Raw genomic sequence first — 26,792 nt, forward strand, 5'->3', positions numbered from 1 at the left:
ATGAAATGTCGGATATTTTTATTAGAAACGCAGTTTCATTATAGTTTCGAGTGTGGGGTAAACCGTGATCCGCTTAAGAAAAGAACAGTAATATCATTAGGGAAATGATGAGCTTACGCACTATTTAACACTTTTTTGATACTAAACCGTACGAATATCTCATTTTAGGTTTTATCACCAATTGCTATTGACGTGGATTTTTCTAACCGTCACTGCGATTTGGTCAATTTCCAGCGCATCATGCTAAATCTGCTCTCAATGGTCGCGCGCGACGTTTTGCTCGTCTTTACTTACTAGCATGTGAATTGGTCTCTGGAGGCGACATGTTAGTGAAGGGAAATACTGGACTAGTGGTGGTGGATATGCAGGGTAACTTGGTTGAGCAAGTTCAACAAAGCCGCCAGTTAGTCGGCAAAATACAGATGTTAATTAAGGGGGCTCAACTTCTGAATATGCCTATCCTTTGGCTTGAACAAGCTCCGACCAAATTGGGGCCAACGGTGCCCTCTATTGCCAAGTTATTGTCTGATCAGCAACCCATTTCCAAACACGCTTTTGACGCTTGCTCGAGCGCTGAATTTCTAAGTTATGTTAAAGCTGCCAATGTCCGTTCATGGTTGGTGTGTGGTGTTGAAGCGCATATTTGCGTGTATCAAACAGCGCAAAGTATGGTCAAGCTTGGTTACTATGTGGAAGTCGTGACTGATGCGGTTTCATCGCGCAGTGAAGATGATGTCGTTCTTACTTTGAATAAGTGCCATCAACAGCGTGTCGGCATCACTGGTGTCGAAATGTGCCTATATGAGTTGTTGGGTGACTGCTTGTCTGAAGAATTCAAATCGATTCTTAAATTAGTGAAATAATAAGAGTTTTTGCTTACATGGTTGAATGGTTTAAGCCGCGCACGTTAAGGTTAGTCACACTTAACACAGTGGATAGAGGGTTTATGAATAGTCAGAAAAGTGCATTACTTGAACTGGATTTTGGTCAGGAACATGTGGTGATTCAGCGTCGCTACGATGCGATTGGTGCACTGAACGATTTCTTCATTGCCATTTGGTTTCTGATTGGGAGTTGCTTTTTCCTCTATGACAGCCTCATGGAAGCGGGCACTTGGCTATTCATTATTGGTAGTGCGCAGTTTTTAGCTAAGCCGACCATTAAGCTCATTAGTTTGATTCATGTAAAACGGGTATACGACAGCAATAATCCGACTCAACCCTCTAAATTATAGTGATGCCAAATTAGGGTTGATGCTTCGCAAAAAGGGTAATAATTTGTAACCGGTTTCCGAAACCGGTTACATTTATGTGTTAAGTGGTTTAGAATTGCCACAAATCAACTAAGATTAGTCACTCTGGTTGAGTCATTCTATTTTACTTAACACACCGACACATAACGGGAGCATTTATGTCTCAACAAGGTTTTCCTAACGATTTCTTATGGGGCGGCGCTGTCGCTGCGCACCAAGTAGAAGGTGGCTGGGATCAAGGCGGAAAGGGCGTTAGCGTGGTTGATGTGCTGACCAAAGGTGAGCACGAAGTTCCTCGTGAAATTACCGATGGAGTGCAAGCGGGTAAAGTCTACCCCAACCATGAAGCGGTTGACTTTTATCACCGTTATAAAGAGGACGTTGCACTATTTGCTGAAATGGGATTTAAGTGTTTTCGTACCTCTATCGCTTGGACCCGTATTTTCCCTAATGGTGATGAGTCAGAGCCGAACGAAGCGGGCCTCCAATTTTACGACGATTTGTTTGATGAGCTTTTGAAATACGGCATCGAACCTGTGATTACGTTATCTCACTTTGAAATGCCGAACCACTTAGTGACCGAGTATGGCAGCTGGACCAACCGTAAGTTGGTGGATTTCTTTGTCAAATTCAGCCAAACGGTGATGGAACGCTACAAAAACAAGGTCAAATACTGGATCACCTTTAATGAAATCAATAACCAGCGCAATTGGAAGTTACCAATCTGGGGTTACTGCAATTCGGGTATGATTTACGCCGAGCATGATAACCCAGAGCAGGTGATGTATCAGGTTCTGCACCATCAGTTCCTTGCCAGTGCGCAAGTGGTGAACATTGGGCATCAAATTAACCCAGAGTTTCAAATTGGTAGCATGATTCACATGATGCCGCTTTATCCAGCCACCTGCCGCCCACAAGATATGCTGCTGGCACAAGAACTGATGCGCGAGAAATACTTATTCAGTGACGTGCAAGTTCGTGGCTATTACCCAAGCTATTTACTTAAAGAATGGCAACGCAAGGGTATTCATGTTGACATGCAGCCGGGCGATGATGAGATTTTGCGTCAAGGCTGCGCGGATTACTTAGCAATCAGCTACTACATGACCAATATTGTGACGAACGAGCCTGATGATCAGGGCGAAACAACGTCATTGTTTGAGGGCAGTCGTCTTAATCCTTATCTTCCTGCATCGGATTGGGGTTGGCAGATTGATCCTGACGGCCTACGTTATGCACTTTCTGAGCTTTACGAGCGTTACCAAAAGCCAATCTTTATTGTTGAAAACGGCTTAGGTGCAGTTGATGAAGTGCAAGCCGATGGTTCAATCAATGATGATTACCGCATTGATTATTTGGCTGCGCATATTAAAGCGGTGCAGCAAGCGGTGGCCATTGATGGTGTCAATGTCTTGGGTTATACCCCATGGGGCTGTATTGACTGTGTCTCTTTTACCACGGGTGAGTATAAAAAGCGCTATGGATTCATCTACGTCGATAAACACAATGATGGCAGCGGCACGTTACAACGCTCTAAGAAGAAAAGTTTCTACTGGTATCAAAATGTCATAGCAACCAATGGCGAGACCTTGTAACCGATAGCTACATATTAGCGGTTCATAATGTACCGCATATCCGTTAAAATTGCCGTCTTACCATGCAGGTAGGGCGGCGATAAATCAGGAGTATCGATGGCCAATATTAAAGATGTATGCAAGCTAGCAGGGGTATCGAAAGCCACTGTCTCACGAGTGATCAATCAAACGGGTCAAGTGAAAGAATCAACCCGTAATTCGGTGCTTGCCGCGATGGAAGAACTGGGTTATCAGCCCAATACCTTGGCTCAAGCCCTAGCGACCAATACATCCAACGCCATCGGCTTACTATTACCTAATTTCCGTAGTAATTATTTTGGTTCTGTTTTGCATTGCGCTGAGTTAGGGGCGCAGCAAGCGCAAAAAAAACTGCTGGTTGTGAATAGTAAAAATAGCGCTGACGGCGAACGTGAAGCGCTGGATACCCTAGTTAATCAACGCTGTGATGCCATTATTGTTTACAGTCGCCATCTTACGCAACAGGCGTTGGTGACGCTGCAGGAGTGCTATGAGGTTCCACTGATTATTCTGAATCGCTTGCTCGATAGTGAACAACTCCACAGTTTTGGCCTTGACCAACAACAATTGGCAGACACTGCGGTTGAGCATTTGTGTCAGCTTGGACACCAACGCATCGCCTGTATTACCTCGCCAATGGAAAGTGAAACTGGGCAGATACGTTTTCAAAGTTATCAGAAAACGTTAGAAAAATATGGGTTACCTTACCAACCACACTGGGTTGCTGAGGGTGAGAATACGTTAGAAACGGGTTATGAAGCGGCCAAGCAATTGATCGCGGCTGGCGTTGAGTTTAGTGCCTTGTTTGCCTGTAATGATGATATGGCGATTGGAGCCATTCGTGCTTTACATGACCACGGATTGAACGTACCAAAAGATGTTTCGGTGATTGGCATTGATAACGAGCCTGCGGCGGCATACGCCATTCCCAGCTTATCCAGCGTCTCACTGCCTATTGAGCAATTGACGGACGACGCAGTGCGTCTTGCTATTCATGTTGGAAACAAATGCAGCTCTGAACCTGTGCACTATCGCTATGTTGGTTCGCTGGTGGCCAGAGAGTCAACCCAGCCATATCGCGAATCATGATAGCCTAAACGTAAAAAAGTCGCTCATGATGAGCGACTTTTATATTTCTATTTTGTGTCGCTGGGTTTAGCGAATATGGCGATAACGCCCAAGTAACCCGCCAATCCACACTAACGCGAATACACCGATCAATGCGCCAGCGTACGTGACTTCATGCAGAGAGCGAAGATGAATGACCTGGCTACCAATGAGTGCGCCAGCACCTATCCCTAAGTTAATGATGCCGGAGAACATGGACATAATCATGTCAGAGGCATTGGTATCAATGTTAAGCACTTTCGCTTGCATCGCTAAGGTAATGAGCATCAACGCGGTTCCCCATACCAAGACAACACCAATGGTTGCCCACTTGATGTGGACCACACTCAGCATCAGCGCCATACATATGCTCATGACGGTGGTACCAGAGAGCAATAGCTTCGAATTAGCTTTCTCTCCCCAAGTGCCGAAAATGATTGATCCAATAATCCCTGCGCCGCCAAACAGTAAAAGTAGCAGTGTCGTGAAGCTTTCGCTCGCCGACCCAACTTGTTTCATAAACGGTTCGATATAACTGTAACCCGTATAGTGAGCGCTAAATACGGCAAAGATAAAGAAATACATTCCCATTAGCGCTGGATTTTTTAAGAGTTCTGGCAGTTTTTTGGTGGTCCCGCTAAACAAACTTGGTAGGCGTGGCAGCAACCGCATCAAGGTCAACATGACCAATAATGCACAGACTCCGATGACTGCAAAAGTCATTCGCCAACCCGCCCACTGTCCGATGATACGACCAAGTGGCACACCCATGACCATCGCTAATGAGGTTCCGGTAGCGAGCACACTGAGAGCGAGTGTCTTTTTGCCAGGAGGGGCAACGCGAATCGCAATGGAAGCGGTTATTGACCAAAACACCGCATGCGCAAAAGCGATACCGATTCGACTGGCAATGAGAGATTCAAAGCTCCATGCAAACACCGAAAAAATATGGCTGACGATAAATAGAGTGAATACGCCGATCAGCAAGGTTTTGCGCTCAATTTTGCTGGTGAGCATCATCATTGGTAGCGACATCGATGCTACGATCCAAGCGTAGATGGTCAACATCCAACCGGCAGATGCCGGGCGAATATCGAAGTCGCGTGCAATGTCAGAAAGCAAACCGACAGGCACAAATTCAGTGGTGTTAAAAATAAAGGCGCTGAAACCTAAGGCAAAGACTCGCCAATATTGGACACTGCGCGGTGCGTTATCAGGCGCAGAAGTAGGTTGCGTCATAAAACTCAATCGTTAGTTTGGGGTTGATAGTGTGACGATTATCTCGTTTTTATTCGATAAGTAAAACAAATTTGTGAGGTTGATAAGGATTTGTTAGCCGAATATGAATGTTTAGAATCAAGTCAGAAGCTTGTGCAATACGGTGTAAGGCATTGGGGAAAGAGTGGCGAAATAAAAACGCCGCGAGTGCGGCGTTGACTGGCTTTGAGTGCCTAGACTATTCGGCTAAAGCTTTATCGATCGCTTGCTGCAAGATTGGGTGATCCGGTGCCATGTCAGGAGCAAAGTGACCAACGACTTGGCCTTGTTTATTGATTAAGAATTTCTCAAAGTTCCAAAGGATATCGCCTTCTTTGCCTTCAATACCGTGACCTTTCAATTTTTCCACAAAGCCGCTATCTGGGGCGAAGGTACGCTCCGGAATCTCGCTAAGTAACTGTTGGTACAAAGGATGGCGGTTATCACCGTTGACATCAATTTTGCTAAACATTGGGAATTCAACGCCGAAATTAGCGGTACAGAAGTTTTGAATTTCGGCTTCGCTTCCTGGTTCTTGAGCGCCAAATTGGTTACATGGGAACCCGAGGATTTCTAAACCTTGATCTTTCTTCTGTTTGTACAACGCTTCAAGCGCTTCGTACTGAGGTGTTAAGCCACATTCTGACGCAACGTTGACGACCAATAAAACCTTGCCTTGATATTGTGACAGGGTCAGTGCTTTTCCATCAATTGAGGTAACCTCAATATCGTAGATCTTACTCATGGAGACTTCCTTTTATTTATGTTGTTTTCCAACAAGATGACATAAACCTTAGCAGAAATAAATATGCCTCAGGCGCGATGAGAATGAAGGCAATAAAAAAGCCGCCTAACGAATGAGGCGGCTTCATCAACATTATTTGGTTTTTCGCTGTTGGTCTTTCAAGCTTAATTTTTGTTGTCGGCGTTGTTCCATCACTTTTTGCACATCGCCCCCCACGTGATCTTCACCTCGCTGTTTGGCAAGTGTGACCTGCTTTTCACGCTCGCGGAAACGAGCGATTTGTTCGTCACTATGGGTCCCATAACATTTAGGGCAGCTTACGCCTTGTTCGTATTTCTCCGAACGTTTGTCTTCATCGGTAATCGGCAGGCGACACGCGTTGCAGACATCGTACTCGCTTTGTTCGAGAGCATGATTGACCGCCACACGCCCGTCAAACACATAGCAATCGCCTTCCCATAGGCTTTGCTCCTGAGGCGTGTCTTCAAGGTATTTCAAAATACCACCTTCAAGGTGATAAACCTCATCAAAGCCTTGTTCTTTTAAGTAAGCCGTTGATTTTTCGCAGCGAATACCACCGGTACAGAACATGGCGACCTTTTTATGTTTATTTGGGTCAAGATGCTCTTCAACGTATTTAGGAAACTCTCTAAACGTATCGGTATGCGGATTCACGGCGTTTTTAAAGGTTCCCAATTCGACTTCATAATCATTACGCGTATCAATCAGCAGGACTTCTGGATCTGAAATCAGTTGGTTCCATTCGCTTGGTTTGACATAAGTACCCACCACATGACGGGGATCGATGCCTTCAACGCCCATGGTTACAATCTCTTTTTTGAGTTTGACTTTGGTCCGGTTGAAAGGCTGTTCGTCGGAGTACGACTCTTTGCTTACTGTGCCTGTGAGCCTAGGTTCTGCTTCTAACCAAGTGAGTAGGGCATCAATGCCGCTGCGTTTGGCTGCTACCGTGCCGTTGATTCCTTCCTTGGCCAACAACAGCGTGCCACGAATCTCGTGCTGTTCCATCAATGCGGTTAATGGTGCTTGCAATGCTTGGAAGTCTTCGAGCTCGACAAATTTGTAAAGCGCGCATACGACGTATTGACTCATAAAAGGTTCCTTTAATGGAAGATAATGGGATAACGCGGCGCATTATAGCCGAGCTTCACCACGACAAATACCTACAGGGTTTAAGGTCAATATTAAGCCAAAACGTCAGAGAGCTTAGAGCTTCACTCATCACCCGGTATCGACTGACACAAGGTGATGAAAAGCAAAAGAAATCGAGGCTAAGCTTGGTTGGCGGCAATTTGATCGCCCATGGCGATCAGTCGGTCAAGAATGTGTTCACCATCTGCTCGCAACCCATTATGCTCATATTGATTTGTGATCCAAGCTTGGCTATTGGCCACGTGTTTTAGCGTTTGGCGGCTCAAATCCATATCGACAAACATGTCATCTGCGTAAACGGCGCAGGTCATTGGTACGGTATTATTTGCCAGTACTTCTGGATCATAGAGCTTGCCCCAGTCGGCTTTTTGGGCCAAACGTTCAGCGGCAGGTTGCAGCGGTTTCAAGCATTGGTATTGTTCGAACATCCATGGAAAGACCATTTCGCCGGTAAAGTAGAAAGCCTGCCCCGGCTGATAGTTAAACTCCGGATAAGATTGACGTACACGATGAGCGCTCCAGTTGGATGCGGCATCTTGGCAATAAATCGCTTCATGCAAAATGGCGTAAATGGGGTGAGTTTGAAACCCTTGGTGTTGAAGCATCAAATCGAGAAATTCATAGCGCATGACACTTTTGCCATTGATATCAATCAACGCATTTTCAAGGGCGTAATAGGTAGGAAGAAACGTATCACTCATGCCGAAACTGATGCCAATTTGTTGGAACTGTTCGACCGTAAATCGTTGACCATTAGGCAGAAACTCTTCGTTATCCATCAGATGATCGGCAATACGCTGACACAATGTTTGCGCTAACGGAAATTGGCGAAAGAAAGCGTGATTCTTCTCTTTAACGCGTTCAAACGTGGCTTGATAAACGGTATCTGCATCGGGATAAATGGACGGTACACCGCCGGTAATGTAACTGCGTAGCAAACTGCTTGGAAACATCGAAAGATAGGTGAGTGAGCAAAACCCGCCAAAGCTTTGACCTAAAATTGCCCATTTTTCGACCCCCATTTCCTGACGAATATGTTCTGCATCGCGGACAATATTATCGGCGCGAAAATGACTGAGGTAGTCTGCTTGCTGCTCTGAGTCAAATGCGGCGAGCGTTTGATGGGTGATAACACTGCTATGGCCGGTGCCTCGTTGATCGAGGAGTAACACGCGATAATCTTTCAGGGCTCGCTTTATCCAACCATTGTGTCCGTTAGGGCGCGGCGAAGGGAAGCCAGGACCGCCTTGAAAATAGACCAGCCAAGGTCTGTCGTGATTGCTACCATCAGCGTAGGTGACTTCACGAACGAACACCTCAATATTACCTTGATTTGAATCATCATGATTCAGTGGGAGCGTATAAAATTTAGGGGTATATTTTAGGCCCTGATCGACAAAAGTTTGGCTGGCTATCTGCATGGTGACTCACTGAACGTTATGGGGAAAATAAAAACAAACCCATGCATTGTGAAGTATCCACCTTAAAAAGCAAAAGGCTTTTATGCAGCCGATACTTTTACATAGCTGATAACAGACAAGCAGCGCAATTTACAGTGTGAATGGTAGCCTGAGTTTAGAGTGGATCACGAGCTTCGACCTTGGTGATGTACTCTCTTACTACTTTCGGTATGGCGGCTTTTTGACCACTTTTAAAGTCAAACATCACAATCGTTGCGCGGCCAACTGTGGTGATTGCTTGGTGCTTGGCGCTGAAGATAGCGTATTCCATCGTAAAGCGGTCATCCCTCATTTCAATGACTTTCGAACCGACAGTCAGTGTATCTGGAAAGGTGACGGGCATTTTATAGCGACACTGGGTTTCACTAACGACTGGGCCAACGTTCATTGATGCCAAGGTTTCCATTAGATGGATTGCTTGGCAGTAATCAATTCTGGCCGTTTCAAAATAGCGAAAATACACCGCGTTGTTAACATGCTGTAACGCATCCATTTCTCCCCATGCGACAGAGATTTCGGTGCGTACCGGGTAGTCTTGTAGTAAGTCAGATTCAGCCATGACGTTGTCCTGCTTTCATCACAATTAGAATCTTTATTCTAACTCTGACGCTGTACAAAAAATAAGAATTGTTATAAAAATGTGATCAAAGTTAATTGGTGGAATTCACTGCTTTACTGCGCGTTAGCATCGCGTTAGTTTGATGTTATCTTCGCAGTCGATGGAGGCGTCAAGATGTTGAATTACCCTGGATTCCAATCCGCTACGGTGACGCAACGAACCGACTGGACATCAGAACTGTTCAGCTTACGTGTCTCGGGTGCTGACTTGTCGTTTAAAGCCGGACAATTTACCAAATTGGCATTACCTAATGCTGAGGGAAAGCTTGTGAGCCGAGCTTACTCGGTGGTCAATGCGCCATTGAGTACCAGTGACATGCTGGAATTCCTAATCATCGCCAATCCTCAAGGCCAGCTCAGCCCGCAGCTACAAGCTTTGAACGTTGGCCAGTCATTGTATGTGGGTACGCGTGCCAATGGTGACTTACTCGGCGAAGTGATTCCTAAACGTGCCAACGATCTTTGGCTTTTGTCGTCCGGTACGGGTATTGGCCCCTTTTTGTCACTGCTCGATGATATTCATCTACGCCCACGCTGTGAGAAAATCATCTTGGTGCATGCCGTTCGCCATCGTGCTGATTTGGTGTACCAATATCTTATTCAACAACTCATCCAACTATATGATGGTCGGCTTCAATACGTTCCTATTGTCAGTCGTGAGCCGACAGAGTATCTCAGTGGTCGTATTCCTCAACTGATTGCCAGTGGGGCGCTGAGTCAACACACCGGCGTTGACCTTTCTGCTGACGAAAGCTTTGTCATGTTGTGTGGTAACCCACAGATGATCAAAGATACGTTGCCGGTACTCAAAGAACTGGGGCTGGAGAAGTATCGTGTTAAAACCGGTGGACACATTGTTTATGAACGTTATTGGTAATTTGAGTTACATGGCAAAAAACATTTGATATGTTCTATTGGTTGAAAAGTTCAGCCGTATTTAGGACATAGGGATATGGAAATAAAAACTGATCCATTAACGCACCCACAAGTGCTTGAATTACTCCAACAACATTTGAATGACATGAATTCAAACTCTCCGGAGGAAAGTGTTCATGCGCTCGATGTTTCTGGGCTTAAGCACCCAAGTGTGACGTTTTGGACCGTTTGGGAAGATGAGCAACTGCTCGGGTGTGGCGCGTTAAAGCAACTTGACCAGCATCATGGGGAAATTAAGTCGATGCGCACCACGGCATTAGCGAGGAAACAAGGCGTGGCGTCTAAATTACTTGAGCACATCATCGAGCACGCCAAGGGTGAAGGCTATCAGCGCTTAAGTCTAGAAACCGGTTCGATGGCCTTTTTCTCCCCAGCACACCGTCTATATCATCGTTATCGTTTTAACGAGTGTGAACCGTTCGGTGACTATCAACTTGACCCGTATAGCTTGTTTATGACTCGAGAGTTGTAGCGGATGCTGTTGGCGTTTTGTCTTGAGTTTCAAGTGCTAAGCGGGGTCATGTTATGTCAATATTTGGTCAGAGACACAGTATGATTTTTGACAGCCGAGCTGAGTAAACTACGCTTAAACATGAAACTACGTCAGGACAAGGAGATGCTAATGGCTACGTTTAAGCAGGATATTCCTCATCGAGTAACTGTCTATCATGATGATATTGAACAAGAAAAACAGTTGAAAAACGCAATGCTCCCAGAAAAACCTCGTTACTTTAATGGCTCCCCCACTTACAAAGCCGATTCGATTGATGAATTTCGAGACAAGCTCGATGGGATTGGCATGTCGATTGATAAATAGTGCTTTAGGTGCTCTTTGCTAAAAGCGACAAGCATTCATTATATTGAGATTTCAGAAGCCGGTAATAAGCTGGCTTTTTTGCGTTTCATGTTCACAAGTTCACCTTGCTGCAGTGACATCGTGTGTGTTGATGCCACATCAAGACTCCTTCATCCCAAGACTTGCTCAGTGCAGACTTCTGGCCGATTAAGGCGCTGAATAAACAACGCGACCAACAACATACTTATCGCCGCGAGGTAGAACCCCCACACCGTAATCTGAGCGTGAGTGAGCAACGCGATAACCACATACCCCAAAGATTGACATAAAGTACTAAACATACTGATCGCCCCATCTATTCGTCCGCGTATTCGCATGTCAACTTCATGGTGCATCCAATTGGTTCTTGAAATGCGGTTAAGCGCGTTGAAAAAACCAAACCCGATCGTAAGCAGTACCAGAGGAAGGGGCGACGAAACACTCATTGCAAACAGCAGCCCGGTAATCGTGTAGAGCGCGAATTGAATCAGTTTTGGTGCTTGCCAGCGGTTTAAGATTCGACTGACGACAATACCTGTCATCAATGAGCCCATCCCAAAGCACAGGTTGTAAGCCGCAAACCAATACCCGTCGATATGTTGCTCGGTGAACCAAATAGGAACCAATTTAGAAAGATAGGTGAGCATGGGGTAGGTGAGTGCAGAGAGAAAAACCACGGTATAAAAACGGCGACGAAAGCGCAGTTCGGTTTTGAGTTGTTGCCAATTACTACCAAACGTAGGTTGCTGTTGTGGTGTACGAAGTTTACGCCGATAGGGGGTGAGTGCGTAGGCGAGGGCTGATAGGCTTGATGCTAAAGCTGCAAATAGTGCAAATTCGAGCATTCCCCACTGCGCGAGTAACAGAATGCCTAATGCGCCAGAGCCAAGCGTCGTCGCCTGCATCACAACTTCTTGTTGCCCAGAAATCTTTGCGTATTGGTTCTTACTGTAGTTCTCTTGAGTAAATGCATTGTTGGCATTCCACCCCACATTGCTTGAGACCCAAAACAGCAGTTGAGCGCTAGCCAATAACCAAACTGAATCCCAATTGAGTAGGGAACAGAACACCACAGTAAAAGCAACCGATGCTTGAATACACTGGTTGATAAGCAGAACGCGCTTTCTTGAATAACGGTCAATGATCGCCGAAAAATACGGTGTTAAAGCAAACGACACTAAGGTACAGCTCAGAGCAACAAGCGCCACAAATGTCCCCATATTTGGGGTTTGCAACATGATCCATGGTAGTGCCATCATAAATAAGCCCGATGAAATGCCATCGAAGAAACGTCCAATGAGATATGGGCGAGATTTCTTGTCCATTGAAGTAGTCCTTGCAAATGAAAAGTGAGAAACTGGGCTCACTGTAAAACCTCAAGTAAGGTTGAGGTAAAGCATTATTTAGGATCAGTTGATGGAATTGAGTGTTGGAGAGGTAGCCAAGCGAACCAATGTAAAGGTTTCTACTTTGCATTTCTACGAGCAAAGAGGGCTAATTTACAGTGGGAGGAATGCGGGGAATCAGCGCCGATATGAGCGTAGTGTATTGCGCCGTGTTGCAGTGATCAAAGCTGCGCAGCAAGTCGGGCTGAGCTTAGACGAGGTTGCACAAGCGTTTGAGCATTTACCGAAACATCAAGCACCGAGCAAAGCGGAGTGGGAGCGCTTGGCGACTGAGTGGCACGATTTGCTCGAAGTGCGAATTCAAAAACTGAAAAACTTACAAACTAGCCTTGGCAGCTGCATTGGCTGTGGCTGTTTGTCTCTCGAAAAATGTCAATTATACAATCCTGATGATAGTCTGGGTCAGCTTCGCCCTGGCAGCAACTTGAATGTATAACAACCACCATGATGTACAAGGATCCAAACATGCAACAAGCTTCAAAACAGATGCTCGACGAATATTGCCACGCAACCCCGACCATTTCTGACGAGCGTATTGCCGAGGCAACCGATGGGTATTTTTGTGCCGATGAAACCAATGCCAACCTGTGTGCCCAACTTATCGTAAACGGAGAAAAACAAGCCAGTTGCAGTCTTCTACTGTGGTATACCGAGCAAGGGGAAGCAATGCCGAAAGTGGGGCATTTGCATGTTGTTACTGACTGGAATAACGTGCCGCTGTGCATTATCGAAATAACCGATCTTGAAACTTGTCCATACGACAAGGTCAGCGCAGCGTTTGCCGCAGCAGAAGGTGAGGGAGATAAAACCTTAGCTTGGTGGAGAAAGGCGCACTGGGATTTTTTCAGTATGGAATGTCAAGAGTTGGGTATTGCGATGCATGAAGATAGAGAGTTACTGCTTGAGCGCTTTAAGGTGGTTTGGCCGCCCCAACAATGAGGCGGCGAGAGCGGTTAGATTAAGATAAAACCCCAAGTAAACGCGGCAAACGCTAATGCAATAAATACCGCCGCAGAGCCGATATCTTTGGCTCGTCCACTGAGTTCATGATGCTCATCACTGATGCGATCAACCACCGCTTCGATAGCGGAATTCATCAGTTCAGCAATTAATATCAGCGCTATGCTGCCGATCATGGCCAACTGCTCAAGCTTGGTCACCGGCAAAAAGAAAGACAGCGTGATTAATACGACAGCAGCAACACCTTCCTGACGAAACGCGGCTTCATTATGCCAAGCCGCTTTTAATCCTTTGATTGAGTAACCCGTCGCATAAATAATGCGTTTAATACCTGTGTGTCCTGTTTTCATGGATGCGATGTATTCCTTGCTCAATTAGGGCTGTTTTGCGAGTAGGTAGCCGTCTGCCATGTAGCTTATTTGCGCTGCGTAATAATCTTTCTTAAACGCAAGGCTACCCCACATCGCATTCGCGTGTGCTTTACTGACCAACGCGGGGTCATCTTGTTCGGGGAGCAACACATCTGCAGACGGATCGTAGCGATAACTGCGAATCCCTTGGCCAGGCAAGATGGTAACCACTTGGTTGTTGGCATTCATCCAGGCAAAGTTTTTGTCACGTTGCATCAGCGCACGCTGTTTTTCTTGCGGAATATCTCGAGTGAGATCAAAGCCAATCATCGGGTTAACGCTATCGACACCAGCCAAAGATAACAGTGTCGGGGCAATATCAATTTGGCTCACCAAGCGGTCATCTTTGTGGGCTTCGATCCCCCCACCAAAAATAATTGCCGGTATGTGGAAGTGGCCAATTGGCACCGGAGATGAACCAAAGGTACGAGCATCGTGGTCAGCCACGACGACAAACACAGTGTTATCCCAGTAATCGGATTTTTTGGCTTTGTCGACAAACTCACCCAATGCGAAATCCGCATAATGAACCGCGTTTTCTACCGTATTTTTTGGTTGATTATATTGAGTAATGGTGTTGTCTGGGTATTCATGTGGGCTGTGATTGGATGACGTAAACACCAAGCTAAAGAACGGTTTATCTTGTTGATTAAGCTCAGTGAACTGCTGGTCAGCTTTATCAAATAAATCTTGATCGCTGGCGCCCCATGAGCCAACAAACTTAGGGTTCGTAAAGTTTGGTAGGTCTTGAATGTCCTCAAAACCGTTGCCAAGGAAGAAGCGCTTCATGTTATCGAAGTGGCTCTCTCCACCATAAATAAACTGCGTGTGATAGTCATTTTGGGCAAGCAGATCGGCAATCGTAAAGAACTGGGTTTGGCTCTTGCCGAGTTTCACCACGGAGCGAGCCGGAGTCGGGGAGAAGCCCGTTGTGACTGCCTCTAAGCCACGTACCGAGCGTGTCCCTGAAGCATACATTCGCGTGAATGCCCAGCCTTCGTCAATTAACTTATCCATGTTTGGTGATGCATCAATACCACCAAGGCTTTTCACATAACGAGCGCCATGGCTCTCCATCAACAAGATGACGATGTTTTTTTGTTTACCTTTGTAGCTGGCTGGTCGATAAGCCAAGGTTGGCGATGATGTATCGACAAAATCATCTGGGTTGACGTTCATTGATTGGCGAATTTGCGCCACAATGTCGCTTTCGTCCATCTTGGGATAATAATGAAAGGCATTGGCCTCACTGCCCATTTGTTTGGCGGCAAAAATGACGGCGTAAGATGAATTAAGTGTAAGGTCATTAACCAATGGATCGCTAGAGAAGGCAACCATCGCTGGGTTTAAAGGGCGATGACCCAGCGTAGAGCGTGCGCCCATAACCCCAATAGCCAGTACACATAGTGCAATCACAGGGCGCCAATACCACTTAGGAAAAGAAAGCGTTTGCGTCAACGTACGGCTCCATTTCCACCCAAAAACAATCGTCGCCACACTGACGAAGGCGCCTAGCAACAATTCCAATTTGTAGCCAGACCAAAGCATGCTAAATACTTCTTTTGGATAGATAAGATATTCGATAAACAGGCGATTGGGGCGTAAATCGTATTCGTTAATGAAAACAGGCGTTGCGGCTTCCATATACACCGCGAGCCATAAACCGCCGACGATCCACAGGCGTATCACCCAGCGCCAGATGTGCCCTAGGGGGTGATTTCCGGTAATCAGCGCTGAAAGAAAAGCAGGAAGAATAAACAGGTAACACACTGAAGCGAAATCAATACGAAGACCACTCAAAAAAATCGAAGACCACGAGGAAAAACCTTCAATTCGCTGAGATTGCCACAACGAAAGTCCTAGTCGTGAAAGTGTAAAAGTCACCATCACAGCGAGGCTAGCCATGATCACCGGGTAAAGTGGACCGAGCCGCTGTTTTAGACCGATATAATTGGTATTTTGGGTCAAATTTATTTGCTGATTCATAGTCAAGTAAGTTCCTTTACTGCACCATTGGTTTATTTTTATAACGAGACTTAACAACCACTGCGTCAGCATAATGAGAGGAACTTAAGATTGACTTAAGAAATCGATTTTTATCGTCTGGATTTGGGAGGATGATTACAAAAGAAGGGAAAAGTGTGAAGGTGATACTGTATGATATTGTCAATATAACTTATTGATTTTACGTAAAATTGTACAGTGTTTTATTACTATTCTTTATCAAAGCTATCCACGACGATGGCGCCCATCGATGCGGGCATGGTAACGACAACAATGCGTCGAAAGGCAGTTAGGGGATCCGTCAAAATAGGCAATTTATCGAGGCAAAATAGCACCAAAGCAGCAACGAGTGCGGCAATTAAATAAGCAATCACGATCCGCAATAGAAACACGGGCACGCGGTGGCGAATGTTTTGTTGAAACACACTTTGGTAGGTGAAGATAGCAAGGAACAGAACCGATAAACTGAACAGCATGGCGAGGTTTGTGAGAGGCAGAGTTTCCCCCAGTTGCCATGCTTCTTCTGAAAATGAAATAGGCACCGCTAACGCGAAAGCGCCGACAAACACTTGGCTGGCATCTTCCCAATTAAAGCTAATTTTCATCAGCAAACTTCCGCGTTAATTGTTAATTAATCAGTTATGTGGTTCGGTCTTATCGATATGATCGCCGGCGATTAAGGCATCAAAGCGGCGGTGACCATGCAGTGGTTCGAGGTCTTTTTCATCGGAAATCAAATCACGAACTGATGGGCTGGCTTCGATCGCGCGTTCCAAATCTTCGACTGCTTGATCTTCAGCGCCTAATCGTGAATACGCACAAGCACGTTGATACAGTGCTGGGCCGTTCGCATCATCAACTTCCAGTACTCGGTTACAAATACTCATAGCCCAGTGGTACTCGTTGATTTCCATCGCCGCATCCGCTTTATAGGTGAGCGCCTCTAAGTCACCAGGACGAATACGTAAAATTTCATCATACACTTCAATGCGTTGCTCAGGCGTCGGCATGCTTTGAGCTCGCAACCACAAGTTATGGATTTCGTTGATTTTTTCAATCTCTTTGTTGTTTTCGCTGATGATGCGGGTTTTACGTTTTAAGTCACGCTCCAAGGCGAGAAATTTTTTCTCGTAGTCTTGCGCTATCTTATCGAGACGTTTATCCGCCATTTCTTTGGTGTTGTGTTTAATATCACGCAGTGACTGCCAGCCAAACAGCGCGACCATAGACGCTACACCTGCAATGATGTAGAAGAAATAGGTGACGGTAACGTTAGCATAATTGAGCGATTTATCGGCAACCGCGAGTTCTCGGTCGGTAATTTCAACCGTTAACTTTCTTTCGAGATCTTGTTGTTCGGTACGCAGTGACTTGAGCTCGTCAAGAATGTAGCGCTCCATAAGCGGGCGGTCGAGCATATCGGAACGCGAGTATTTTTGTGCATTTTCTGCGTGAGCGGCAAACACAGCACATAGAGAAGAAAGGAGTAAAACTATCAAAGACCGCATGAGCGTATAACCTATTTAAAAGTGGCAATTTTTATCGTTCATAAGATAACAAAATGTTAAGGGAAAGCGCAAAATCCATGGCATCTAGCCAGTCAATTTCTTGAACCAAAAGAAGACGTTTACCTTCTGCCTCTAAGCATAGTGTGAAATGTGGCTAACAAATAGCGGATTTTCCCTGTCGCCCGACACGGATTCACGTTAATGGTAGCCCGATATTTTTACCGAAAGGGATTTTTAGAGGCAGGAAGGGTCGACCGTTTTTCTGAAAAATTAAATAAAAAATGAGTAATCGATTACATAGTGCTTTATTGTGATTCTAATCACAATCTCGGTTTATTTTGGTGAACATTTCAACAATTTTGAATTAAAAAACGTCCAAATTTATAAACTAAAGTATGAGTTATTGTTGAAGCTGAAAGTCGTATTTTTCGTTTCGCTGCTTTATTGGATTTCATTTTTTGTTTCTTCCGCACCTCTCCCTCCTAGCGTACAAAATGAAATCGAAGCTCAGCAGCAGCAGCGATTAGAAAATATAAAACAACAACAAAATCAACTGGAAAACCTCACCCCGTTACCCACACTTCCTGACACGTCAAATGAAGATGACAGTACATGCTTTGAGATAAACAGCATTACTTATTCAGGGAATGAACTATTCAGTGATGAGGCGCTTAACCAGCATATTCGTTTCACACCAACATGTTTAGGTTTGGGTGGGATTAATGGTTTATTGCGAAACATAACCAATTACTACATAGAGCATGGGTATGTGACCTCTCGCGCCTATTTAACGCCGCAAGATCTTAACAGTGGTGTGTTAAATATGGTGATTTTGGAGGGTAAGTTACAAGAAGTTCAACTCAATGGACAGCCAAGTAGCATGCTGAAATTTGCGTTTCCATTTCTGGCTGGTCGTAAGCTGAATTTGAGAGATATCGAGCAAGGTTTGGATCAAATCAACCGCCTTAGTCGCTATAACGCGCAGATTAAATTGCTGCCTGCACAGCAGCAAGGATACACCATTGTTGATATTCAAACACAGGATCAAGGTCTTGTTAGTGGATCATTTGGATTTAATAACGGCGGCAGTGAAAGTACGGGTGAGACTCAACTTTCAGCAGCGGCGAGTGCAGAAAATGGTTTAGGTGGATTGGAGCAAGTGTCGTTATCCACGGGTAAGAGCAGTGAATTTAATTCAAGTTTTGATTCGGAAAGCCTAAATTTTAGTGCCAACCTTCCGTTTGGCTATTGGACTTATTCTTATCAGATGACTTACTCGAGTTACCAAAGCGCGTTTGAAAACAACGGGTTTAGTATTGATACCGATGGGCGGACTGATGTCTACCAGCTCGGGGCTAATTATCTGTTTTTTCGCAATAGCCAAACGAAAGCGACGTTGACCTCTAACCTCAGCCATCGTCGTGAAAACAACTATTTATTAGGCACTAAGCTCGATAGCAGCAGCCGAAATCTCACTCATTTCAGTGTTGGGATGGAGTTGAGCACGCGAGTTGGTCAAGGCTTTATCACGGTGATGCCTAAGTACAGTAAAGGAACCACTTGGTTTAATGCTTTGGGTGATAGTGGTCGCTCTAATGGGGCTCCAGTTTCAAAGTTTGATAAAGCAGAACTCACGCTGAGTTATACCTATCCGTTACTACCAGCGGTGCGTTATTCATCAACACTCTTTGCACAATGGAGCAACGATACATTATTTGGCAACCAACGAATGAGTATTGGTGGTGAATATTCAGTACGTGGATTTAAGTCAGTTTCGCTCTCTGGTGATGAAGGGTATTACTGGCGAAATGAGGTGAATTACCAAATGGGACAGTGGCCTGTTATTGGGCAGGTGAGTGCCGTTCTAGCACTGGATACCGGCAGTATCGTACCTGATTCACAAGATAAGTTCGAAAGAGGCTCATTGCTTGGGACTTCTCTAGGTTTCATGACTCGCCATTCCTATTACTCCAGTTCGGTTTCGTTGGGCTTTCCTTTGCAATCGCCATCTCGATTGCCGACAGACGATTACGTTATTAATTATCAAATTCGCTTCATGTTGTAAGCGGGCAAAAAAGGTTACTTCTCATGACTTCTTGGCAAACTCGTTTTAACCGCTGGCTGGTTTACGTTCTGTGCTGGACAATAAACATTCAGCCTGTATTGGCGAATGTGGTCGTCAATGGAACTCAAACCCAAGTGACGCAGGCGCTCAATGGCGTTGAAGTGGTGGACATCGCTAAGCCCAATGGCAAGGGGTTGTCGCATAACCAGTATGAGATGTTCAATGTTGACCCAACTGGCTTGATTCTTAATAACTCAACACAGGCACTTAGTCAGTCTCAACTTGCAGGAATTGTGGAAGGCAATGCCAATCTGCAAGGTCAAGCCGCCAGTGTGATTCTTAACGAAGTCACCGGTTCTAATCGCAGTCAGCTCAACGGTTATACCGAGGTGTTGGGTAAACAAGCGAATGTAATTTTAGCTAACCCTTATGGGATCACCTGTGATGGCTGCGGATTTATGAACATCCCGCGCGTCACGCTTTCAACCGGTACGCCGCAAATTATCAATGGGAGCCTCAATGGATTTGATGTGTCGCAAGGGAGCATCAGTATTGAAGGTTTGGGCCTTGATGGTTCGCAGCAAACGTATTTTGATATTATTACTCGTGCTGCCAAGTTAAGTGCTGACATTCATGCGCAAAATTTGAATGTGGTGACAGGGCGCAATCAGGTCGGCTATAAAACCAATCATGTCACTAAAAGCCAATCGCAACCACAAACCCAACCTGAATTAGCGATTGACTCCTCCGCGCTTGGCGGTATGTACGCTGGCCGCATTCAATTGGTCTCAACAGAAAGCGGTGTTGGAGTTAATGCTGGTAACTTAGCGGCTTCCAATGGGGATGTTCAGATTTCGGCTGACGGGAAAATCACGCTTGGTCATGCAAGTGCGACTCACGATATTGTGCTTGAGACTTCCGATCAATTAGCGCTCAGTGGTCAGCAATATGCGGGAGAGACATTCGATGCCAACGCCAAGCGAATTGAGATCACTGACGGTGCAGTTGCCGCGCGCAAGGAGTTAAATTTAAATGCGAAGCAAGACATACAACTCTCGCAATCTCACCTCACTTCAGGACTTGATAGTAAAGGCACGCTAGCAGGGCCGAGTCAACTTAACATTACGGCAGATTCGCTAAATTTAAATCAATCGCAAGTGACTTCAAGTGGTGGGGTGACTTCACAAGCATCAAACATTGAACTGGATGTTCAAAGTGAGTTGCAAGCTAAACAGATTCAATTCGACAGTACTTCTTCCCTACTTAATGATGGGCAAATTCACGCTGAGCAGAACGTAACCTTTTCTGGCGACAATTATCATATTGAAGGTGAAGGGAACCTGAGTGCTGAGCAATTATCACTGAAAGGTGGTGTTGCCGAGATTAACAGCCAACTTCAGGGTGCGACTATCACCTCTGCGGTCGAAAGCTTAGAGCTGGGTGAGCAAGGTCACCTTAATGCCAGCCAAGCGCTTGAATTAGGCGCCCAATCTTTAATCAATCAAGGCGTTTTGCAATCGGCAGATGCGTTCGCTCTTTCAGTGACAGACTTGGATAACCAAGGATCATTGATTGCCGCACATGATTTGCAAATTATCGCAGCCAATAATGTCACCAACAGCGGGCTTGTGTATAGCGCTGAAGATACCAAGCTGAATGTCGCTGGCGATGTGGTTAACGAGCAAGGCGATATGCTGATTGGTGGAGACTTCATTTCTAAGGGGATCACTGACGGCCAGTGGAGTCAGGGGTTTTATAACCGTTCAGGCAATATCGAAGCCCAAGGAGGTATTCAGCTTAGTGCCGATACTATTGAAAACACTCGATTAAAAGCAGAAAAGACAGTTATTAATCGCTCAGAAAGTGCTCCCCAAGAAATGACTCTTAAAGTACTTGTTAAAAAGAGTAACTGTGAGGATGTTGGCGATAGAGGAAAAATTTGGCGATGCGACACATCATCCAATGCTGTCACTGTGGAAAGGATTGCATCGCAAAACGCAACGGAAGTTCTTATTGAAGGAGAATCTTCATCTTTGGTATCAGGCGATGATCTAACGGTTAATACCAACCAGATGAGCAACAAAGCATCATTAATTAGCAGCGATTCGAATGTCTATATCAATACTGATCTGTTTACAAATAAAGCATATCAAGCGAAATCTAATACGGTTAAAGCGATCTATCACATTGCCGCTAATAGCGTAAAAGGGGGAGGGGTAAGTGGTGGTTTTGGTAGTAGTTCCACAACTGTCAAAAAAAAGGTTCAACGACAACTCACTACCATAGAGGAAGTCGGTGAACTCTATAATTCTTCGATTATTGCTAATGGTGACATCATCATCACTGCCAGCGATTCGGTCGACAACGGTACCACTCAAGCGAACGCGGAAGGCAGTGGTATAGAGCTGCCTGGCGCGCCGCAAGTTTCTTTGCCTGCTGAACAAAGTGATACCCCGTTTATCAGTGATAACGATATTGCGTTCCCTAATTACACCATTCCACAGTCGCCCAATGGTTTGTTTGTGCCAAGTCGTGACCCACAAAGTCAGTATGTGATTGAAACCAATCCTCTATTAACCGACATGGGCGAGTTTGTGGGGTCGGATTATTTCCTTAGCAAGATCGAATATCAGCCTGACAATGACGTGAAGTTTCTTGGCGACTCTTACTATGATACTCGTACAATCACTCAGGCAATCTTCGAACAAACGGGACAACGTTACCTCGAAGCCAACATAGGTAGCGATTTAGCGCAAATGCAAAGCCTGATGGATGCGGCAGCGAGCGCACAAATCGAGTTAGATTTACAAGCAGGTGTGGCGCTAACACCAGAACAAATTGCCAATTTAGAAAACGACATTATTTGGTATGAACGTGTCACCGTAAATGGCCAAGAAGTGCTTGCGCCAAAGCTGTACCTCTCGTCCGCAACCCAGCAGAGTATTGCACAAGGCGGCGCTCTTATTGCGGGTAACAATGTGGCGATTTCCGCTAATACCATCACTAATCAAGACGGTACTCTTTTCGCCGATCAAAGTATGAACCTGCAAGCAAGCGATTCAATCCTCAATAAAAAGGGGGCGATTGAGGCGGGAGGTGACCTTTCGCTAACCGCAGGCAAAGATATTAAAAATATCAGTGGTCAAATCTCTGGTGAGGATGTGTCTCTTACTGCGCAAAACGGCAGCATCATCAATCGTACTCAAGTTGAGACGTTAAGTGTATCGGGTAATGGCCAGTTAAGCACAAAAGCTAACCCAAGTCGCAGCGCCGATGTTATGACGGGCGTGGGCAACACGGCTTCCATTTCATCGCGGGGTGAACTTGATTTGACGGCTGGTGAGAACATCGAGCTTGTTGCCGCGAATGTTGAATCACTCGGTGATGAGAACCTTAACGCTGGGGGCAGTGTGACGGTAAGCTCCGCTCGCCAGCAAACCACCAACCATACCATTGAGGGCCGCTCTCAGATTGATACGCATTCAGTCAGCAATCTGGCATCGGGCTTAAGCTCTGGCGGCAATCTTATGGTCAATGCTGCTGAAAATATTGATGTTACGGGGTCAAATTTCGCAGCGTTAGGAAACCTTGCCCTTAAAGCACAAGGGGATATCACTTTAGATACGGCAGTCGATGAGCAATATCAGTCCGTCAACGAGCACAGACACGACAGCATCTCACAAACCAAAACACATCAGGGAGCTTCGCTTCGCGGTGATTCGATTGCAATCGAAGCTGGCAATAATGTTGCGATAACCTCGGCTGACCTGCAAGCAACCAACGAGGCGAGCATTAATGCAGGAGGTGACGTCAGTCTATTGGCTGCCAACGACAGTGTTTACCACTACGACAAGAAAACCAAAAAGAAATCGTTTGGTCGCAAGAAAACCACCATTAAAGAGAGCATTAAAGAGACGGCACAAGGCACGCAAATCAATGCGGGTAATATCAATATTGCAGCAGGTGGAAATCAACAAAGCCAAGGTGATTTAACTTTGGTTGGCGCAGATCTTAGCGCGAATGACAGCGTGACTCTCAGCGCCGATGGTGATGTCGTACTGGCCGCTCAGGGCTATCGTGATTACCAGCGCAAAGAGACCATCAAAAAAGGTTTTGGTGGGTTAACTGGCAAAACAACGGGCAGTATCGATGATGCCACATTGCTAGACAGCGCAAATGTGATTACCGGGGCGGATGTCACTATTCAGTCTGGGAATGATATTGGCATTCTTGCCAGTAATGTGTCCGCAGGCGGTGATGTCGGCCTTGATGCTGAAAACCAAGTGATGGTTGGCGCCGATTATGTGCAGCAAAGTAGTCAGCAATGGAGTGAAGAGAGCAGTCTGTTTAGTGGTGGCGATATCTATTCAATGAACTCCCATCGCGAAGGCGTGACTTCATCAACCGCCCAGGGTAGCCAAATTCAATCGAGGGGTAACTTAGCCGTCAACGGTGCTGAAGTCTCGGTAGTAGGCTCGGAATTAGCTGCTAACGGTAGCGCAGAGCTAAGCAGTGAAGCCGGTGATATCAAAGTCCTTGCGGCCACAAACCATACCAGCTCCTATTCTAACGACGAACAAATGTCGATTGGTTTTGGTGACGTAGCAAATGCGGCAAATTTTGCTTCCTTGGCCATGGGGAACTTTACAGGGCTATTAGGCAGTTTAGACGACTTAAAGGATGGTCGTTTATCAATGCAAATTGCGGAGGCGACATACGACAAAGTCGATACTCAAACTCAATCGACGTCGCATACGGGCGCATCTATTTCCGCCAACAATAACGTTAGCCTAAATAGCCATGGTGATATTACTGTTGAAGGTTCTCAGTTAGCTGCTGATCGTGACAACGATAATCAAGGCGACTTATCTCTGACCTCTGTTGGCGATGTGTCAATTAAAGAAGCTAAAGACACTTATCAAACTAAAACCGATGAAACGCATGGCAATGCGTCGGTTAATTTTACGGTTAAACATCAAGCCGTTGAAACATATAACGCTTCAGTTACGTTAAAAGATTCAGTTAAGGCTCTTAAAGAAGCGAAAGATTCGTATCAAGAATACAAAGATCAGTTGAAGGACCTTGAAAAGACCTACGCGCAACTCGAGCAAGATTATAACAATCAAGTGCCGGGTGTTGCGGCTGAAGATTTAGATGAACTCAGTAATCTAATTGCGGCATCAAAAGCCGATGAGTCTTGGTACATCGCAGGCATTGCGATGGCAACGGAAGATGTGACGACCAAAGGAGTATTGCTGGCAAAACAAGTGCATACGTCGATGGACAGTACCGTCACTCAAGGGTTTAACGCATCGCTCGATATAGATATGAGCGTCTCCAAAAACAGTACCTCGAGTAGTGGTACAACGTCTGTTGCCTCGAATCTTTCAGGACAAAATGTTTCGATCAATTCAGGAAACGAAACTGGCGACGAAATTACGGTTCAAGGTTCGAAGGTTTCTGCCACTGATACCATTGCGCTTTCGAGTAACAACATCAATCTGCTTGCTTCCCAAGATAAAGCGCAGACCCAAAATACGGGGCTATCAGGCTCTGCCTCGATTTCCCTTTCGGCTCATGGTGCTGCAACTGGGGCGGACATCAACGCGAGTTTAAATCGTTCTGGCAGTCAATCTAGCTCAACAACCTACAGCAATAGCTCTCTATCCAGTAACACCATTCAGATTGCATCGCAGCAGGATACAAGCATATTGGGTGCAAACCTGAAAGCCGATTCTCAGTTAACCGCAGATGTCGGCGGCAACCTTAATGTTGTGTCGCAACAAAATCAGAATACCAGTACCCACCATAGCGAAGGGGTTAGTGGCGGCGCCTCAACAAGTATTTCGGCTCAAACCAGCGTCAACGGACTTAATGGCGGTTTTAACTTAGCCAATGGTACCTCTACGAGCCGAGAAACGGTCACTACATCTCTTATCTCCAAAGGCTCTGCTGATATCAATGTTGGCGGGAGTACGGACGTTCAGGGCGCGACGATTGCAACGATCAACGAGCAAGGCGATGACTTAGGGGCGTTGTCTCTTGTCACTAACACATTGACGTATTCTGATCTGAGTAATACCCGTTATCAAAGTGATCAAAGCGCCAATGTAAGTACCGATATCGGAACCGATAAGATAGGTCAGTTTGATCTCTCTGAGGGATCGTCACACCTTCAGTATAGCGATGAGTCCAATTATCAAAAAACTAAATCACTTGCAACCATTGGCTTGGGCGATATTCAAGTTACTCAAACCGATGATGAGCAACTGACTTCTTTAAATCGCGATATTACTCAATCTGATAAAGATCTTTACGATGTAACACGCCAGCAAGGAGACTTTGATTTTACGGTTGACCATCGGCTGTTGACGTCAAAAGGCCATGAGAAAATTGCTGAGGATGTTGGCGATATTGCATTTAAATTGGGAAGCAAATCGTTAGCTAAAGCGCTTTTTGATATTGATAACCCAGATATCTCGATAGCACTTCAAGGGCAAGTCGAGAGCACACTCGATACTTTAATTGAGAGAGGTGTAGACCCTAAAGTTGCAAAAGGAATTCTCACTAACGAAACCTTTTACACTACGGTCGCTGATATATTGGCTAACGGAGATATTGCCGATTTTTCAGAACCAAAGAAGCAAGCTAAGAAGAGTTCAGAGCAAGCTCTTGAATTGGTACTCGCAAATCAAACTGCTGCAGAAATAGCGTTAGGTAAGCTTGGTGATGTACAAAAGTATATAGACACGCTTCCCGTTGAGCAAGCGCAAGCAGCGATGTTTGCTTTAAGCGTAATGACGGGAGGAGTCGTCAAAGCCGTTGCTGAAGTTGCAAAAGATGTCGTTGTTTCAGCTACCATTGGTGAGCAAATAGCGGAAGTTAAAGACAAAGCATCAACATATATAACATCAAAAGTTTCTGGGATTAGCCCCGATGATGTAAATGCTCTAACAGAGAATAACGTAGAAAATATCGGAAGCTCTTATAGCTTATCTGATATAAAAGATGGTTCTGGATTTGCACTTGAAGTTATTGGGGTTGGTGTAGGCTCCATCGCAGGTAAAGGTAGTTCTTCTAGTACCAGCGGTGCTAAAAACGGGGACGCCAGTAGTTTTGCAAGCGGTTCAAATTTAAATAAACAGTTAACAGCTCAAGAAATAGCTAATGGACATGCATTTGACAAGCACGTTTTGAAGCAAGGAGAATTTCCGGACGTTAGAACAAGACAGCAATTCCAAAACCATGTGGAAGATGTTCTTCATAACCCGAGTGAGGTACGCTATTACAAAGATGGACGTACTGTTTATATTCAAGATTCGTCGAGTACTGTAGTGATTCGAAATTCGGGAGCAGGTGAAAGTACTGCTTTTCAGCCCTCTGATTGGACAGAGTACCTTGATACGTTGCCTAGTCGTTCAACTCCATACCCATAGCGATTGG

The 26,792-nt window shown here is 45.5% G+C and carries 21 protein-coding genes; 11 read left to right on the forward strand and 10 right to left on the reverse strand.

From position 1 onward, the window contains the following. Nucleotides 1-323 precede the first annotated feature (323 nt). The 4 genes from ACFFUV_RS11370 (at nucleotide 324) to ACFFUV_RS11385 (ending at nucleotide 3,954) form a co-directional block, all read left to right on the forward strand. Nucleotides 324-863 carry an isochorismatase family protein gene (locus tag ACFFUV_RS11370; protein WP_390192629.1) on the forward strand — a complete coding sequence of 180 codons (540 nt, stop codon included), beginning with the start codon at nucleotides 324-326 and terminating at the stop codon, nucleotides 861-863. A gap of 83 nt (nucleotides 864-946) precedes the next feature. Beyond that, nucleotides 947-1,234, forward strand: coding sequence for a YrhK family protein (locus ACFFUV_RS11375; protein ID WP_390192632.1), 288 nt, complete (start codon nucleotides 947-949; stop codon nucleotides 1,232-1,234). A gap of 176 nt (nucleotides 1,235-1,410) precedes the next feature. Continuing rightward, nucleotides 1,411-2,847: a 6-phospho-beta-glucosidase gene (locus ACFFUV_RS11380; RefSeq protein ID WP_390192635.1), complete on the forward strand. Its 1,437-nt coding sequence runs from the start codon at nucleotides 1,411-1,413 to the stop codon at nucleotides 2,845-2,847. A gap of 96 nt (nucleotides 2,848-2,943) precedes the next feature. Next, the gene (locus tag ACFFUV_RS11385) at nucleotides 2,944-3,954 is read left to right on the forward strand and encodes a LacI family DNA-binding transcriptional regulator (RefSeq protein WP_390192638.1); all 1,011 of its coding nucleotides are present in this window, start codon (nucleotides 2,944-2,946) and stop codon (nucleotides 3,952-3,954) included. Nucleotides 3,955-4,020: 66 nt separating this feature from the next. Here the strand turns inward: ACFFUV_RS11385 and ACFFUV_RS11390 are convergent, their stop codons facing one another. The 5 genes from ACFFUV_RS11390 to ACFFUV_RS11410 form a co-directional block, all read right to left on the reverse strand. Then, a complete protein-coding gene (locus tag ACFFUV_RS11390; protein WP_390192641.1) occupies nucleotides 4,021-5,211 on the reverse strand; it encodes a sugar transporter in 1,191 nt (396 codons plus the stop codon). Between the two features lie 217 nt (nucleotides 5,212-5,428). Continuing rightward, complete coding sequence (locus ACFFUV_RS11395) at nucleotides 5,429-5,974, reverse strand: glutathione peroxidase (RefSeq protein ID WP_390192644.1); 546 nt, start codon at nucleotides 5,972-5,974, stop codon at nucleotides 5,429-5,431. Nucleotides 5,975-6,106: 132 nt separating this feature from the next. Continuing rightward, the gene (trhO, locus tag ACFFUV_RS11400) at nucleotides 6,107-7,087 is read right to left on the reverse strand and encodes an oxygen-dependent tRNA uridine(34) hydroxylase TrhO (protein WP_390192646.1); all 981 of its coding nucleotides are present in this window, start codon (nucleotides 7,085-7,087) and stop codon (nucleotides 6,107-6,109) included. A gap of 179 nt (nucleotides 7,088-7,266) precedes the next feature. Continuing rightward, nucleotides 7,267-8,568, reverse strand: a complete 1,302-nt coding sequence (locus ACFFUV_RS11405; protein ID WP_390192649.1) for an alpha/beta fold hydrolase — start codon at nucleotides 8,566-8,568, stop codon at nucleotides 7,267-7,269. Between the two features lie 154 nt (nucleotides 8,569-8,722). After that, nucleotides 8,723-9,166, reverse strand: coding sequence for an acyl-CoA thioesterase (locus tag ACFFUV_RS11410; RefSeq protein WP_390192651.1), 444 nt, complete (start codon nucleotides 9,164-9,166; stop codon nucleotides 8,723-8,725). A 174-nt stretch (nucleotides 9,167-9,340) separates the two neighbouring features. Here ACFFUV_RS11410 and ACFFUV_RS11415 point away from each other — a divergent pair, with 174 nt between their 5' ends. The 3 genes from ACFFUV_RS11415 to ACFFUV_RS11425 all read left to right on the forward strand — a co-directional run bounded on the left by ACFFUV_RS11415 (nucleotide 9,341) and on the right by ACFFUV_RS11425 (nucleotide 10,978). Continuing rightward, complete coding sequence (locus ACFFUV_RS11415) at nucleotides 9,341-10,102, forward strand: ferredoxin--NADP reductase (protein WP_390192654.1); 762 nt, start codon at nucleotides 9,341-9,343, stop codon at nucleotides 10,100-10,102. A 75-nt stretch (nucleotides 10,103-10,177) separates the two neighbouring features. Beyond that, a complete protein-coding gene (locus ACFFUV_RS11420) occupies nucleotides 10,178-10,633 on the forward strand; it encodes a GNAT family N-acetyltransferase (RefSeq protein WP_390192656.1) in 456 nt (151 codons plus the stop codon). 150 nt (nucleotides 10,634-10,783) lie between these two features. Then, complete coding sequence (locus tag ACFFUV_RS11425; protein WP_390192659.1) at nucleotides 10,784-10,978, forward strand: hypothetical protein; 195 nt, start codon at nucleotides 10,784-10,786, stop codon at nucleotides 10,976-10,978. A 149-nt stretch (nucleotides 10,979-11,127) separates the two neighbouring features. Here ACFFUV_RS11425 and ACFFUV_RS11430 read toward each other — a convergent pair whose 3' ends face one another. Beyond that, on the reverse strand, nucleotides 11,128-12,321 hold the full coding sequence (locus ACFFUV_RS11430; RefSeq protein WP_390192660.1) for an MFS transporter: 1,194 nt from the start codon (nucleotides 12,319-12,321) through the stop codon (nucleotides 11,128-11,130). Nucleotides 12,322-12,412: 91 nt separating this feature from the next. Between ACFFUV_RS11430 and soxR the strand changes: the two genes are divergently transcribed. After that, nucleotides 12,413-12,838, forward strand: coding sequence for a redox-sensitive transcriptional activator SoxR (gene soxR, locus ACFFUV_RS11435; RefSeq protein ID WP_390192663.1), 426 nt, complete (start codon nucleotides 12,413-12,415; stop codon nucleotides 12,836-12,838). Nucleotides 12,839-12,867: 29 nt separating this feature from the next. Beyond that, nucleotides 12,868-13,341: an ASCH domain-containing protein gene (locus tag ACFFUV_RS11440; RefSeq protein ID WP_390192665.1), complete on the forward strand. Its 474-nt coding sequence runs from the start codon at nucleotides 12,868-12,870 to the stop codon at nucleotides 13,339-13,341. Between the two features lie 14 nt (nucleotides 13,342-13,355). On the opposite strand, the gene ACFFUV_RS11445 is transcribed toward ACFFUV_RS11440, so the two are convergent. From ACFFUV_RS11445 to ACFFUV_RS11460, 4 genes are all read right to left on the reverse strand, one after another. Next, entirely contained in the window at nucleotides 13,356-13,712 is a 357-nt protein-coding gene (locus ACFFUV_RS11445) for a diacylglycerol kinase (protein WP_390192666.1), read from the reverse strand. Nucleotides 13,713-13,736: 24 nt separating this feature from the next. Next, on the reverse strand, nucleotides 13,737-15,758 hold the full coding sequence (locus tag ACFFUV_RS11450; RefSeq protein WP_390192669.1) for an LTA synthase family protein: 2,022 nt from the start codon (nucleotides 15,756-15,758) through the stop codon (nucleotides 13,737-13,739). A gap of 227 nt (nucleotides 15,759-15,985) precedes the next feature. Then, the gene (locus tag ACFFUV_RS11455; RefSeq protein ID WP_390192671.1) at nucleotides 15,986-16,381 is read right to left on the reverse strand and encodes a DUF2391 family protein; all 396 of its coding nucleotides are present in this window, start codon (nucleotides 16,379-16,381) and stop codon (nucleotides 15,986-15,988) included. Nucleotides 16,382-16,411: 30 nt separating this feature from the next. Continuing rightward, complete coding sequence (locus ACFFUV_RS11460; RefSeq protein ID WP_390192675.1) at nucleotides 16,412-17,284, reverse strand: tetratricopeptide repeat protein; 873 nt, start codon at nucleotides 17,282-17,284, stop codon at nucleotides 16,412-16,414. 406 nt (nucleotides 17,285-17,690) lie between these two features. Between ACFFUV_RS11460 and ACFFUV_RS11465 the strand changes: the two genes are divergently transcribed. Both ACFFUV_RS11465 and ACFFUV_RS11470 read left to right on the forward strand, forming a co-directional pair. Next, on the forward strand, nucleotides 17,691-19,349 hold the full coding sequence (locus ACFFUV_RS11465; protein WP_390192678.1) for a ShlB/FhaC/HecB family hemolysin secretion/activation protein: 1,659 nt from the start codon (nucleotides 17,691-17,693) through the stop codon (nucleotides 19,347-19,349). A gap of 23 nt (nucleotides 19,350-19,372) precedes the next feature. Then, the gene (locus tag ACFFUV_RS11470; protein ID WP_390192681.1) at nucleotides 19,373-26,785 is read left to right on the forward strand and encodes a two-partner secretion domain-containing protein; all 7,413 of its coding nucleotides are present in this window, start codon (nucleotides 19,373-19,375) and stop codon (nucleotides 26,783-26,785) included. Nucleotides 26,786-26,792 lie beyond the last annotated feature (7 nt).

The organism is Vibrio olivae (assembly GCF_042428525.1).
In the GTDB taxonomy this organism is placed as follows: Bacteria; Pseudomonadota; Gammaproteobacteria; order Enterobacterales; family Vibrionaceae; genus Vibrio; species Vibrio olivae.